Annotated in this window: 12 protein-coding genes and 2 pseudogenes; 9 read left to right on the forward strand and 5 right to left on the reverse strand. The window is 62.5% G+C overall.

From position 1 onward, the window contains the following. Both RHIBUN_RS33575 and RHIBUN_RS0118355 read right to left on the reverse strand, forming a co-directional pair. A pseudogene (locus RHIBUN_RS33575) lies at positions 1–206 on the reverse strand (IS630 family transposase); the annotation flags it as partial. A 101-nt stretch (positions 207–307) separates the two neighbouring features. Continuing rightward, positions 308–661: a DMT family protein gene (locus RHIBUN_RS0118355; protein ID WP_018116323.1), complete on the reverse strand. Its 354-nt coding sequence runs from the start codon at positions 659–661 to the stop codon at positions 308–310. 294 nt (positions 662–955) lie between these two features. On the opposite strand from RHIBUN_RS0118355, the gene RHIBUN_RS0118360 reads away from it, so the two are divergent. Together RHIBUN_RS0118360 and RHIBUN_RS34805 are read left to right on the forward strand one after the other, a co-directional pair. Then, positions 956–1,156: a hypothetical protein gene (locus RHIBUN_RS0118360; protein WP_025660671.1), complete on the forward strand. Its 201-nt coding sequence runs from the start codon at positions 956–958 to the stop codon at positions 1,154–1,156. Continuing rightward, on the forward strand, positions 1,149–2,060 hold the full coding sequence (locus RHIBUN_RS34805) for a hypothetical protein (RefSeq protein WP_025660672.1): 912 nt from the start codon (positions 1,149–1,151) through the stop codon (positions 2,058–2,060). The genes RHIBUN_RS0118360 and RHIBUN_RS34805 overlap by 8 nt, the downstream gene beginning before the upstream one ends. A gap of 194 nt (positions 2,061–2,254) precedes the next feature. On the opposite strand, the gene gltS is transcribed toward RHIBUN_RS34805, so the two are convergent. The 3 genes from gltS to RHIBUN_RS0118385 all read right to left on the reverse strand — a co-directional run bounded on the left by gltS (position 2,255) and on the right by RHIBUN_RS0118385 (position 5,012). Further along, on the reverse strand, positions 2,255–3,460 hold the full coding sequence (gene gltS / locus RHIBUN_RS0118370; protein WP_025660673.1) for a sodium/glutamate symporter: 1,206 nt from the start codon (positions 3,458–3,460) through the stop codon (positions 2,255–2,257). A gap of 276 nt (positions 3,461–3,736) precedes the next feature. Further along, positions 3,737–4,396 (reverse strand): dihydrofolate reductase family protein, encoded by a 660-nt coding sequence (locus RHIBUN_RS0118375; protein ID WP_025660674.1) that lies wholly within the window; start codon positions 4,394–4,396, stop codon positions 3,737–3,739. A 178-nt stretch (positions 4,397–4,574) separates the two neighbouring features. Beyond that, complete coding sequence (locus RHIBUN_RS0118385) at positions 4,575–5,012, reverse strand: VOC family protein (RefSeq protein ID WP_025660675.1); 438 nt, start codon at positions 5,010–5,012, stop codon at positions 4,575–4,577. Positions 5,013–5,645: 633 nt separating this feature from the next. Here RHIBUN_RS0118385 and RHIBUN_RS36435 point away from each other — a divergent pair. The 7 genes and pseudogenes from RHIBUN_RS36435 (at position 5,646) to RHIBUN_RS0118415 (ending at position 12,965) form a co-directional block, all read left to right on the forward strand. Beyond that, positions 5,646–5,870 (forward strand): hypothetical protein, encoded by a 225-nt coding sequence (locus tag RHIBUN_RS36435; protein ID WP_037217146.1) that lies wholly within the window; start codon positions 5,646–5,648, stop codon positions 5,868–5,870. Between the two features lie 229 nt (positions 5,871–6,099). After that, on the forward strand, positions 6,100–7,074 hold the full coding sequence (locus tag RHIBUN_RS33590) for a hypothetical protein (protein ID WP_245271687.1): 975 nt from the start codon (positions 6,100–6,102) through the stop codon (positions 7,072–7,074). 278 nt (positions 7,075–7,352) lie between these two features. Then, positions 7,353–7,736, forward strand: coding sequence for a VOC family protein (locus RHIBUN_RS0118395; RefSeq protein ID WP_018854757.1), 384 nt, complete (start codon positions 7,353–7,355; stop codon positions 7,734–7,736). Between the two features lie 158 nt (positions 7,737–7,894). After that, complete coding sequence (uvrB, locus tag RHIBUN_RS0118400) at positions 7,895–10,801, forward strand: excinuclease ABC subunit UvrB (RefSeq protein ID WP_025660676.1); 2,907 nt, start codon at positions 7,895–7,897, stop codon at positions 10,799–10,801. Positions 10,802–11,022: 221 nt separating this feature from the next. Continuing rightward, positions 11,023–11,313, forward strand: a pseudogene (locus RHIBUN_RS33595) (GIY-YIG nuclease family protein). 868 nt (positions 11,314–12,181) lie between these two features. After that, positions 12,182–12,616: a hypothetical protein gene (locus RHIBUN_RS0118410; protein WP_156932722.1), complete on the forward strand. Its 435-nt coding sequence runs from the start codon at positions 12,182–12,184 to the stop codon at positions 12,614–12,616. Between the two features lie 145 nt (positions 12,617–12,761). Then, positions 12,762–12,965: a hypothetical protein gene (locus RHIBUN_RS0118415; protein WP_018116365.1), complete on the forward strand. Its 204-nt coding sequence runs from the start codon at positions 12,762–12,764 to the stop codon at positions 12,963–12,965. Positions 12,966–12,973 lie beyond the last annotated feature (8 nt).

Genomic DNA, 12,973 nt, shown 5'->3' on the forward strand with positions numbered 1-12,973 from the left:
CGCTCAACACAGCGCTGGACCGTCTGATGATGCACGCCAAGTCGTCGTCCCACCGCAAAGAACGACGGGTTCTCGCGGTAGGCCAGCAGCATGGCTGCCCGCGATACCCGGCTCGCCGGCTCGGTTCGAGACCGCGAAAGAGCTGTCAGCGTTTCGATCTCTTGCTCGCTCATCGCCAGCTCAATGACTCGCCGCCTTGGTGCCATGATGAAACTCCTCATTTGAATAATCTCAAACCAGGAATCCACCAGCGCACGTCAGGTTCCATCAAACGCCGCTTTCATGGAATCGGTCGTCTAGTCAGACCTCAGGCGCGGAAGATGAACGATGCGCCGATCGCGATCAGGGCGAAGCCAATGGCGTGGTTCCACGTCAGGTTCTCGCCGAGCCAGAAGACGGAGAAGCCGGAAAAGACGATAAGCGTGATCACCTCCTGCATCGTCTTCAGCTGTGCCGTCGTATAGACGGCCGAACCGATGCGGTTGGCAGGCACGGCAAGGCAGTATTCGAAGAAGGCGATCGCCCAGCTGACGACGATGGCGATATAGAGCGCCGCGCCTTTGTGCTTGAGATGCCCGTACCAGGCGAAGGTCATGAAGATATTTGAGGCGAAAAGCATGACAACCGGCCAGATGGCGGTTGGGCTAAGGGCAAAAGGCATGGTCGATTCCTGGAGTTAAAGGTGGCGGCAGCATGTATCGCCAATTTTCTGCTCCGCAAGGGGTTACCCCATCTTGTCGCCTCATGCACGTCCGGTAACTGAAATCGATGCCCGTCAGCCAGCCTCAAAAGCACAATCCATGATTGATGTTGATTCGTGTCAATTCCTCCAAAGCTGTGCGCCTAATAGGGAAGGCATCCGCAGATTGACAGTCCGATACGCTGCAACGCAAGGCACTGCCGCGCATCGCCGGTCCGGATGGCCTCACCAGACGTCTGCCGGAGGGGACGCGCCATGGACACGATCACAGATATCAACAAATCCAGTCTGGCTGGCCTGCTTGCCGCACTCGCGCAGGCGAAAATGAAGGTCGGTTCGATCGCCGATGCCGATGGCAGCTATACCGTTACCTACGAGCCCTTGCCTTTCCGCATCGGACGGAGCCCAGCTCAGCGAGACTATGCCGAGCACACCGCCCGTTGCCAACATGGATAGCCCTGCCCCGGCGCCAGCAGGCGCGCATGGACCCTTCTTCCACGCCCGCGCGATCGCGCCGAAAACGATCCTTTATACCGACGCGGACGGGCGTGACGAAATCCGCGAAGTCGGCTCGCGCTCCTGGCGCAATTGCAACGCCGGCAATATCCGCAAGGGCGACTTCTCGATCAATTGCGGCGCCATCGGCGATGACGGCAGCTTCGCGATCTTTTCCGACGAGGAGAGCGGGAAGGCGGCGATCATCGCCCTGCTGAGAACGACCGCCTACATCAAGCTCACCCTCAAGCAGGCAATCTTCCGCTATGCGCCGCCGAACGAGAACCAATCCGAAGACTACGCCAAGTTCATCCGTGACAAGACCGGCATTGCGCTGACGGCGGTTCTCGCCGACCTCAAGATGGACGACTTCCGCAAGATCGCGAAATTCATCCAGGTCGTCGAGGGCTGGAAACCTGGCACAATCAGGCCGAACGGACCGCCTGCGCCGCTGATCGGCGCAGGCGCGGCCATCGGCGTGGCGTCGGCGGCGGCGTCGGCCACGCAGAACTGGATGGCCATTGCTCGCCGGGAAGCTGCCCTTCCCGCACATGAACGCAACCAATGGCCTGATCCCGGAGAGAACCCGCGCATCCTGAACTATTTCAAGGTCTGCGCCCCATGGTTCGAGGTTGATGGTTGCGACGAAGTCGATTGGTGCGCCGCCTTCGTCAACTACTGCCTTGTCAGTGGGCACATGGGCACCGACCATCCGGGCGCCCGCTCCCTCTTCTGGAACAAGAAGAAGCAGTTTCATGTCCTTCAAGCCCGCAACCAGGCGCGATCGCGGTTCCCCGCTACGCCCCCTTCTCCGACGCGAGCTGGGCAACGGGAAACGGCCATGTCGGCTTCGTGGTCTCCTTGACCAGCACGACGGTAACGCTCCTCGGCGGCAACCAGGGCAACACGAGAGAGGACATTCCCCCGTCTGGAGAAGAACGCAGCAGGCGCAAAGCAATCCGAATTCGTCGCCTTCCTGATGCCGGTCATCGTGTAGCAGCGGGCCCCGATCCGCGGAATGCCTGACGACGCCGAGGACCAGCGCTGCGTCGTCAGTCCCTATTGGACAAGATAGCCAAGGACTGCCGCGTTTATCAGGTCGATGAAGAAGGCGGAAACGAGCGGCAGAATGATGAACGCCATGCTGGAGGCACCGTGAATCTTGGTGACCGCTGTCATATTGGCGATAGCCGTCGGTGTGGCGCCTAGCGCGATACCGCCAAAGCCGGCGGAAATCACTGCAGCGTCGTAGTTCCGCCCCATCGCCGGGAACACGACGAAAAGGATGTAGATGACGGTCACGCACGTCTGCGCCCCGAGCACCAGGATGAGCGAGAGCCCAAGGCCGCTCAAGGCCCAGAGCTGCATGCTCATCAGCGACATCGAGAGAAACACGTTCAACGAAAGATCGGATATCAGCGACAGCGCACGGCTCCGCGTCGGCCATGGCAGGCGTGGAGCCGCCAACGGGACGACATTGGTCATCACGATGGCCACCAGAAGGCAAACGACGAAAAGCGGGAGCTTGAAGCCGGTCTCCTCGATCACCTCCTCCAAGGCATATCCCGTCAGGATCGCGATGTTGGTGACGAACAATGTCCTCAACAGGCTGACCGCGCTGACCTCATCGTCATGTTCACGCGCTGACTTATGCGACACCCCGATCGTCAACTCTTCGTTCGCCGGTCCGCTCAGGTGGTATCGGGCGATCAGTCGCTGTGCGATCGGCCCGCCGATAAGGCTGGCGATGACAAGGCCAAGCGTTGCGCTGGCAATGCCGACTTCCATGGCGTTGGTGACCCCGAAGCGGCTCGAAACGATTGGAGCCCAAGCGATCGTTGTGCCGTGTCCGCCAATGAGCGAAATCGAGCCGAGCAGAATGTCGATGCCCCTGGGCAGGCCGAGCGCTGCGCTTGTTCCAATGGCCGTCAGATTCTGGATGATCAGGAAGGCGACCGTTATGACCAGAAGGATCAGAAAAGGCCTGCCGCCGGCGGCAAGATCGGTGAGCCGGGCGTTGAGACCGATACCTGTGAAGAAATAGAGAAGCAGCAGATCGCGTGCCTGAAGCGCGAAGCTGATCTCGATGTCGAACAGCGTGTATGCTAGGAGCGTCACCGCCGCCGCAAGCATCCCGCCTGTCACCGCCTCCGGAATGCTCCACCGCGTCAGAACGGGGAAAAGACGGTTCAGAGTTGCCCCAGCAAAGAACACCAGAATTGCAATCGTGAAAGACAGTAGCCCCGGAACCTGAATTGCCGCCACGCGCCACCCTTCCCCAAGATTCGCCACGTCTGCCGCGGCGACGGTTTGCTGCCGGAAATCTGGCACACGACGCGGGATTGAGCCAGAAAAATACGCGCGATACTGGCAGGGAAAACGGCCGCGGCATCCCAACCTCAGGGACTTCTGCCGCTACGCCGCATTTTGGAATCCTTGAACCTTCATGCTCACCTTTGGTAAGGGCGTGCATGGAAGACGAAGAGCGATGCATTGCCGCCGCTCCTCGCCCAGCCTATGCCGCACCACCCGGCTATTGCCTCAGGTCAGGTTCTTGCGTCGCTCGAGCTCGGCCGCAGTCGGCTGCTCGAATTCGAACGAGCCGGTGACGATGTCGCCGTCACGAACATACTTGTTCGCAGTAACGCCGGAGCCCGAAACCCGCGAGCTGACGAGCTTCAGTTTGCCCGGAAAGGCGCCGTCACCGAACAGCTTCTTGCCCTTGCCGAGCACGACGGGAAAGAATGAAATATTCAGCTCGTCGACCAGGTCGTTCTTGAAAAGCGTCTGCAGGAAGTCGGTTGACCCCTGTGTCAATAGGTGCGGTCCATCGCCGCCTTTCAACGCCTTGAGCGCGCCGACCACATCGGCACCGAGCACCTGGCTGTTCTGCCAGCTGGGCACAAAGTCCGGCTTGCGGGTCGCGACATATTTGGTGATCCGATCGAAAAGTGGACCGATCGGGTCGTCGGCCGCGACATAGGGCCAGTGCGCGGCGAAGATGTCGTAGGTCTTGCGGCCGAGCAAAAGATCGAAAGGATTGGCGAACATCTCACCCACGGTCTCGCCCATCGCCTCGTCGAAATAGGGAGCGGCCCAGCCGCCATACCTGAAGTCGCCGATCGGGTCCTCGTCAGGACCGCCCGGCGCCTGCATGATGCCGTCGAGACTGACGAATGCACCAGTGATGATCTTCCTCATGCCTGTTCTCCTTTGTGGCCGTTTAGTTTGCTGACGGCGGCTTTCTCGAGCGAGCCGGCCGGTGTTGACGACTTAATCGCTCTTGGCGAGAACGCGGCCGGCCATGGCGGGATGGATCTCGAACACTGGGCCTGCCTCGGACTCGCTCCCTGACATTAGTCTTGCCTTCGTATTGCGCTCAGCTGAGTTCTTGGGCGAGCCCTATGAGAACCCCTTCAGGCCCCCTGATATAGCAGAGCCGATATATATCTTTGTACCGGACGACTTCGCCCACGAGTTGCGCGCCGCGCCTGCGGAGCCTTTCAAGCGTCTCATCGATGTCGTCCACGGCGAACATGACGCGGAGGTAGCCTAGGGCGTTGACCGGGGCGTTCCGGTGATCTGCGACGACATCAGGTGCAAGGAAGCGGGAGAGCTCAAGCCGGCTGTGTCCATCGGGTGTGCGCATCATGGCAATCTCGACACGCTGATCGGCCAGTCCAGTGACACGTCCGGCCCATTCTCCCTCGATCGTGGCCCGCCCTTCGAGCTCGAGGCCGAGCTCGTGAAAGAATTCAATCGTCTCTCCAAGGTCTTCGACGACGATTCCTACATTGTCCATCCGCTTGAGCGCCATGCTTCCAATCTCCAAGGTGTCGTTCCAATCTACAAGGTGTCGCCTAGTACTGTCCGCGTCAGACGCTTGAATCCGGACGGCCTCAAAACGCCACCCGGCTTTCAAACGGCTCTTACACTCCAAGGACGATCGCCCATGCGACGTGCCGACAACCGTCTGAGATAAAATCGAACCTGTAAGGCGCTATCCTGTTGGGCGTCGTCGACTGGGCGAAGTGACCGGAAGTCGATGACGAGGCGTCCTGCAATCACTCTCGTTCCATCCGCACCTCAACAGCAAACGCCGCCAGTTGATGCACGCGGCTACAACCGGAGCGATTACCACAAAGCGAACGCCCCAATTTCGGTACGGAAGTTTCCGCCAAGGCTCTAGTTATAAACAGTTATTGCGACAAAAGGTAATTCGTGAGATACATATATAGGTTGCAATCGCGCAACCAAGATAAGCTAGCATAAATAGATCGATACGGGCAAAGCGCCCGTCAGCTGTCTGGCGGCGATGATGCCGCTTGCGAAAGAACGATAGCCTGAGACCTCAGACATTTTGAAGACAACAGTAGATCAATCGTCGGTCTGAACAGTTACCGCCATGCGCATTGACATCCTAGGCCGACAGGCCCTGTGGAGAAAAGCCATGCCTTTTGATCTTACCCAGCCGCTCTCGTGGGAGAGCGCGGCAGGAGACGCAGCGGTGATGCTCGACGAGCTCCAACCGAACATCGTCAAGGCGCACACCCGCGAATTCCTGACCGTCCTGTTCCTGAAATTCACCGACCCGGCCGGAGGTCGGGCCCTGCTGAAATCGCTGTCGCAGCCACCGGCCGGCGCGCCGCTCCTGAATCCGCGCGGACTCACTTGATGGAGGTCAAGGCGTTCAAGGCCAACGGCACCAAGGGAACCCCCTGTGTCGGAGTCGGCATCACGCGCCACGGCTACACGGCCCCTGCAAGTCCCAGACCCGACGATCCCGCAGGACGGCTCGTTCCTGGCGGGCATGAAGAACGCCGCGCTGAACGACCCGGCTACCGGCGAACTGGGATCCACATTTCCGCGACGTCATCGACGCCGTCATCCTGGTCGGCGACCAGATGTCCGGGCCGCGCAACCGGGCTCTTGCCGCAGTCCATCAACTGATCCAGGCCGCGCACGGTGTTCAGATCCTCGGCGAGGAAAAGGGCCACGGTCTGCACAACAAGAACGGCGACGGCATCGAGCACTTCGGCTACGTCGACGGGGCAAGCCAGCCGCTGTTTCTCACCGAGGAAATAAACGACGAGCGGCTAACCGCCGACGGCACCAGTAACTGGGATCCGGCCTTCGGGCTGAACCGTGTCATCATCCCGGACACCGCGGCGCCCGATCCGACGAGGCATTTCGGCAGCTACTTCGTATTCCGCAAGCTCGAGCAGAACGTCAAGCTGATCAAGAAGCAGGAGAAGGCGCTGGCAAAGCGGCTGCATCTGAGGGGCGACGACGCCGAGCGAGCCGGCGCCATGCTGGTCGGCCGCTTCGAGGACGGCACGCCGTTGACGACCCAGTTCACCGACGGCAACCACCATCCCGTTCCCAACGACTTCAACTACGACAGCGATCCGGACGGCGCCAAGTGTCCGTTCTTCGGCCATATCCGCAAGGTCAACCCGCGCGGTTCCGGGGGCTTCGAGCCGGTCGAGGGCGAGCGCCTGCACATCATGGCGCGGTGCGGCCAGACTTACGGCGTGCGCACCGACCAGCCCAATGACGGCCGGATCGACAACAAGCCGAGCAAGGATGTCGGCCTGCTGTTCATGGCCTTCAATGCAAACATCGCGCAGCAGTTCGAATTTGCGCAAGGGACATGGGCAAACAATCCGGGCTTTCCCCGGGTGCCCGCAGGCGCCGGCAGCCCCGGTCTCGACCTGGTGATCGGCCAGAGCCCCAACCCGCGCCCCGATATCCATTGTCCGGCGCAATGGGGCGGCTCGACGATGACCACCACGACCGCACCGCCGCAGGCAGTGACCATGAAGGGCGGCGAATACTTCTTCATGCCGTCGCTGGCCTTCTTTCGCAGCCTCCCCTAGCCGGTCGGTTCCCGTTTACGCATCGAACACTCCTCACCCCTGTGCCCGTGGCAGGGGTGAGCCGCAAGAGCGAGACCGAGTGCGTGTTCGCACCCGACGTCCCAGACGCCCAAGCTTATCAGCCACTATACAGCCCGCATGCAAATGAGGCGCACATCATCTGCCGCGACGGGCTTCCCTTTTCTCCGGGCCGCGACAGTTTTCCTGGTGAGACAATTGGCGGTTACGCGTGACGGCGACCGACGCCGCCGTTGGCCGCCCAACATCGGGAGGAGGACATGGCGGAAACCACAGTCAATGTCCGCTACATGGTCGATGATGTCGAGGCAGCCATCGCCTGGTACACGACGCATCTCGGCTTTTCCGTTCTGACGAATTACGCTCCCGCCTTCGCGGATGTGCGGCGTGGAGCGCTGCGGCTGCTGCTCAGCGGACCGACCAGTTCCGCGGGACGGCCGATGCCGGACGGCGAACTGCCCCGCCCTGGCGGTTGGAACCGCATCCATCTGATCGTCGACGATCTGTCGGCGGAAGTGGCGCGCCTGCGCGGTGCCGGCGTCCAGTTCCGCAACGAGATCGTCACCGGACCGGGCGGGTCGCAGATCCTGCTGATTGATCCCTCCGGAAATTCCGTTGAGCTCTTTCAGCCGGCACGCGGATGACGCCGACCTGATATCCGCAAGCAGCCGTAACGCCGATGATCAGGACCGGGTGGCTTCGACGCCGCCTGGACGCGGCACCCCCGCCACGTCACGCGTCGCTCCCCCATCTGTACTCTTTGCCCCTTCACTTTCGCGGTGACTCTCGCCATATTCCGCCCATGGCCAAAACTCCGAAGAAATCCGCCGCCCCTGTTGGCTTCGAGGAAGTCCCGCAGTCGTCCGAGGCTCCCCTGTCCGGTTCCGTTGCCGACTGGGTGAAGCAGCTGGAGGCCGATGCTGAGGCGTCAAGTGTCGAGACGCAACGCCAGATCGCCTCGAAGGCCGGCAAGCACCGCAAGAAGGTCGAAATCGCCGCCTCGAAGTCGGCGCGCGGCACGTCGATGGGCGGCTCGACCGATCCGAAGACCCGTGCGGCCGCCGGCCTCAATCCGGTGGCGGGCATGGACACGACGCTGGAGGAAGCCGCCTCATTGCAGGCCGGCACCGCCGTCACCGCCACTGTCGAGGCTTTGTCGGCGCTGATCGAGAGCGGCAACCCGCTGCACAAGAACGGCAAGATCTGGACGCCGCACCGCCCCGCCCGGCCGGACAAGTCCGAAGGCGGCATCTCGATCCGCATGAACAGCGAATATCAGCCCGCCGGCGACCAGCCGACTGCCATCAAGGACCTCGTCGAGGGCCTCGGCAATGGCGACCGCAGCCAGGTCCTGCTCGGCGTCACCGGCTCCGGCAAGACCTTCACCATGGCCAAGGTGATCGAGGAAACCCAGCGCCCGGCCCTGATCCTCGCGCCGAACAAGACGCTCGCCGCGCAGCTCTATTCCGAGTTCAAGAACTTCTTCCCCGACAACGCGGTCGAGTACTTCGTCTCCTACTACGACTACTACCAGCCGGAAGCCTACGTCCCGCGCTCCGACACCTATATCGAGAAGGAATCCTCGATCAACGAGCAGATCGACCGCATGCGCCACTCGGCGACGCGCTCGCTGCTCGAGCGCGACGACTGCATCATCGTCGCCTCCGTCTCCTGCATCTACGGTATCGGCTCGGTCGAAACCTATACCGCCATGACCTTCCAGATGAACGTCGGCGACCGCCTCGACCAGCGCCAGCTGCTCGCCGACCTCGTCGCCCAGCAATACAAGCGCCGCGACATGGATTTCCAGCGCGGCTCCTTCCGCGTCCGCGGCGACACCATCGAAATCTTCCCGGCCCACCTGGAAGATGCGGCCTGGCGCATCTCCATGTTCGGCGACGAGATCGACGCCATCACCGAGTTCGACCCGCTGACCGGCGCCAAGACCGGCGACCTGAAATCGGTGAAGATCTACGCCAACTCGCACTACGTCACCCCGCGCCCTACGCTGAACGCCGCCATCAAGTCGATCAAGGAGGAGCTGAAGCTCCGTCTCGTCGAACTCGAGAAGGCCGGCCGTCTCTTGGAAGCCCAGCGCCTGGAACAGCGCACCCGCTACGATATCGAAATGCTGGAAGCGACAGGCTCCTGCCAGGGTATCGAGAATTATTCGCGCTACCTCACTGGCCGCGACCCCGGCGACCCGCCGCCGACGCTGTTCGAATACGTCCCCGACAACGCCATCGTCTTCATCGACGAAAGCCACGTCACCATCCCGCAGATCGGCGGAATGTACCGGGGCGACTTCCGCCGCAAGGCGACGCTCGCCGAATACGGCTTCCGCCTGCCTTCCTGCATGGACAACCGTCCCTTGCGCTTCGAGGAATGGGACGCCATGCGCCCCGACACGATCGCCGTCTCGGCCACCCCCGGCGGCTGGGAGATGGACCAGTCAGGCGGCGTCTTCGCCGAGCAGGTCATCCGCCCGACCGGCCTGATCGACCCTCCCGTCGAGGTCCGCTCCGCCCGCAGCCAGGTCGACGACGTGCTCGGCGAAATCCGCGAGACCGCGGCCAAGGGCTACCGCACCCTCTGTACCGTGCTGACCAAGCGCATGGCCGAGGACCTAACCGAATACCTGCACGAACAGGGCGTCCGCGTCCGCTACATGCACAGTGACATCGACACGCTGGAGCGCATCGAGATCATCCGCGACCTCCGCCTCGGCGCCTTCGACGTGCTCGTCGGCATCAACCTCCTGCGCGAAGGCCTCGACATTCCCGAATGCGGCTTCGTCGCCATCCTCGATGCCGACAAGGAAGGCTTCCTGCGCTCCGAGACCTCGCTGATCCAGACGATCGGCCGCGCCGCGCGTAACGTCGACGGCAAGGTCATCCTCTATGCCGACAACATCACCGGCTCGATGCAGCGCGCCATGGACGAGACCGCGCGGCGCCGCGAAAAGCAGGTGGCCTACAACGAGGAACACGGCATCACGCCGGAGAGCGTCAAGGCGAAGATCTCGGACATCCTCGACTCGGTTTACGAACGCGACCACGTCCGCGCCGACATATCGGGCGCCTCCGGCAAGGGCTTTGCCGATGGCGGCAACCTTGTCGGCGGTAACCTGCAGACCCATCTCAACGCGCTGGAAAAGCAGATGCGCGACGCCGCCGCCGACCTCGACTTCGAGAAGGCCGCCCGCCTGCGCGACGAGATCAAGCGCCTCAAGGCCGCCGAACTCGCGGTCATGGACGACCCGATGGCACGCGAGGAAGCCCGCTCGCAGGAAGGCAGCGGCAAGACGAGCGGCAAGCCGGCCGCAGGCGGCGGCTCGCTCTTCGCCAAGCCCGGCCTCGACGACATGGGCCCCGGCACCGACACCGAAACCCCGCTCTTCCGCAAACCCGATCTCGACGATATGGGCCGCGACGTCGCCGACCCCGCTGGCAAGAGCCTCTTCCGCCGCAACAGCCTCGACGAAATGACCGTCGGCCGCACCGAAAAGCCGGTAGCCGGCCATCTGCCGGACAAGCCCGACGCCGCCAAGGGCACGAAGCGCTTCTCACCGCTGCTGGAAGGCCACCCGGAGCGCGACGACGTCAGGCCGCTTGTGCGCGGCAAGGCGGGCGTGGGGAGTTATGAGGATCCGGTGGACCAGAAGCGCAAGGGGCGCACGAAGGGCAAGACGGGGCGGCCTGGGCAGTGATCGCCTCGGCCAGACCATTCCCTCTGTCGCGCCACCACCCACACTCCCCATCATCCCGGACTTGATCGGGGATCCAGCAACCGCGCGTCCGCGCGGTGAATGAATCAGCAAACAACAACAATCTCCGCGCGATGGACATCGCGCCGCTGGGTGCCGGATCAAGTCCGGCATGACGGCCACCGCTGATTACATTCTATCTCAGGAACACGCATTATCCGCTCATGAAGGGCTACGTCTACATCCTGACTTCGCAGCGCAACGGCACACTCTACACCGGCGTGACATCCAACCTGCCGCGCCGCCTCTTCGAGCATCAGACCAACCTCACCCCGGGCTTCACCAGCCGCTACGGCGTCAAGACGCTCGTCTGGTTCGAGGAATACGACCTCGTCACCGATGCGATCGCTCGCGAAAAGACCACCAAGAACTGGCCGCGCAAATGAAAACTCGACCTCATCGAGACAATGAACCCCGACTGGCAGGACATCGCCCATTTCCTGCATGGCCCCTGAACTCGTGCCCACAACACCACCTCATCCGCCCGGCACTCATCGCCAACTTACCCGTCACCGCGGACCTGATCCGGGGTCCATCGCGCTCAAGTCCTTGAGCGCGAAAGACTCTCTTGCACCGCAGAAGCGGCGCCACTGGATGCCGGATCAAGTCCGGCATGACGGAGTGCAGAACGAGCATACCAAGGCAAACTCTGAGGTCGGAACGACGATCGCCCTCTCACCGTCACCCCGGACCTGATCCGGGGTCCACCGCGCTCAAATCCTTGAGTGTGGAGACTCTTTGCACCGCAGACACCACTGATGGGCCTACTTTCTTTCCTTTTACACGTTAGGTGAAATTCTACTCGAAATTCATCCCCACCCCTCCCAACCCATGCCATCATCCCTCTCGTCCCGTCACGGATACACCGCAAGGCGTTGCGGCGAGGCGGGACCGGCGCGGGTGTGAGGGAAGGACGCAAAACCTCATGCACCGGGTCCGCAGAAAATGGTCTCCCTCCGGGGACGGCGGCGATCGCGCGAATGCGGCGTCGAGTTGAGCCCCGGACGTACCATGTGTGGCACACATGGCCCCCAGGAGAAGTGAAGCTTCCTCGGGCAAGGCGGCAGAGGGACCGGAGTTGAGGGCATAAACCGCCGAACGGGGCGCTCGACAGCGCCATTTTACACTTTTCAGATGAGGCTCTTTCGAGCGCCACGTGCGAACCCCGTCGCCCGCACGGGCCGGCAAACCGCTGCCAGGATCAAACCACGGGCGAAACCAGCCGCGTGAAGGCAAAGCCGCGCGCCGCCGCCGGCGCACCGGCGAAGGAGAGACGGAGGCGCAGACATGATGGGATCCGCAGGGAAAACGGACGAAGCGACGATGAGCGAATCGGAACGCCGGATCGGCGACTACGGCACGCTGAGGCTGCGCCTGCGCACCGCCGAGATGCTCGGCCTGCCGGCGAGCGTCTGCGGCGTGCGCAATTGCCGCCGCACGCGATCCTGCCTGCTCGTTTTCACCCACAACAGGCTGCCGCTCTGCTACACCATGCTGACCGAGCACGAGCGGAAGGCGCATGACGAGTTCTTCGATTTCGCCGCCAGCGTCTACGAGGCGGCGCAGTCAGGCCATTTCGGCAATCTCTACCGGCTGCTGATCGACAAGCCGCCCGAGTATCACCAGGCGGTGACCGAGATCGTCTGCAACGCCCTGCCGCCCGGCCATCGCGCCCATGGCGGCCTCGATGCGATCGACAGGCTCAGGGCCGGCCAAGCGCCCGCCGCGTGGAGCTGGAAAACACGTTTCCGGCGATGACCGCCGGAGCGGTACGGCGGCGCGTGCTCGTGTCGGACGATCTCGCACCGGACTGCAAGGCATCCTCTTCGGCAGCGCCGCCCGTTAAACTTGCTTCAACCCCTGGGTGGCATACCTGCCCCGGCAGCGCATAAGGAGACATTGCATGGCCTTCGTCGGCTTCAGGAACACCCACAACAACACGATCTATATCAACCCCGAGCAGGTCATCTACGTTTCCTCCTTCGAGGAAGACGTCACCATTGTCGCCTATGCCGTCACCGATGCCAGCGGCAAGCCCGTCGTGTCGCATGTGCGCGGCAGCGCCGACATCGTGCAGCACAAGCTCGCCAGCGCTGCTGCCCGCTAGGATTGCGC

Origin of the sequence: Rhizobium sp. IBUN, from assembly GCF_000510625.1 — a bacterium.
In the GTDB taxonomy this organism is placed as follows: Bacteria; Pseudomonadota; Alphaproteobacteria; order Rhizobiales; family Rhizobiaceae; genus Rhizobium; species Rhizobium altiplani.

Bases quoted from the DNA above. Each gene is read 5' to 3' on its own strand.
- RHIBUN_RS0118355 (WP_018116323.1), bottom strand. From the start codon at position 661: ATGCCTTTTGCCCTTAGCCCAACCGCCATCTGGCCGGTTGTCATGCTT.
- RHIBUN_RS0118360 (WP_025660671.1), top strand. From the start codon at position 956: ATGGACACGATCACAGATATCAACAAATCCAGTCTGGCTGGCCTGCTT.
- RHIBUN_RS34805 (WP_025660672.1), top strand. From the start codon at position 1,149: ATGGATAGCCCTGCCCCGGCGCCAGCAGGCGCGCATGGACCCTTCTTC.
- RHIBUN_RS0118375 (WP_025660674.1), bottom strand. From the start codon at position 4,396: ATGAGGAAGATCATCACTGGTGCATTCGTCAGTCTCGACGGCATCATG.
- RHIBUN_RS0118385 (WP_025660675.1), bottom strand. From the start codon at position 5,012: ATGGCGCTCAAGCGGATGGACAATGTAGGAATCGTCGTCGAAGACCTT.
- RHIBUN_RS36435 (WP_037217146.1), top strand. From the start codon at position 5,646: ATGCCTTTTGATCTTACCCAGCCGCTCTCGTGGGAGAGCGCGGCAGGA.
- RHIBUN_RS33590 (WP_245271687.1), top strand. From the start codon at position 6,100: ATGTCCGGGCCGCGCAACCGGGCTCTTGCCGCAGTCCATCAACTGATC.
- RHIBUN_RS0118395 (WP_018854757.1), top strand. From the start codon at position 7,353: ATGGCGGAAACCACAGTCAATGTCCGCTACATGGTCGATGATGTCGAG.
- uvrB (WP_025660676.1), top strand. From the start codon at position 7,895: ATGGCCAAAACTCCGAAGAAATCCGCCGCCCCTGTTGGCTTCGAGGAA.
- RHIBUN_RS0118410 (WP_156932722.1), top strand. From the start codon at position 12,182: ATGAGCGAATCGGAACGCCGGATCGGCGACTACGGCACGCTGAGGCTG.
- RHIBUN_RS0118415 (WP_018116365.1), top strand. From the start codon at position 12,762: ATGGCCTTCGTCGGCTTCAGGAACACCCACAACAACACGATCTATATC.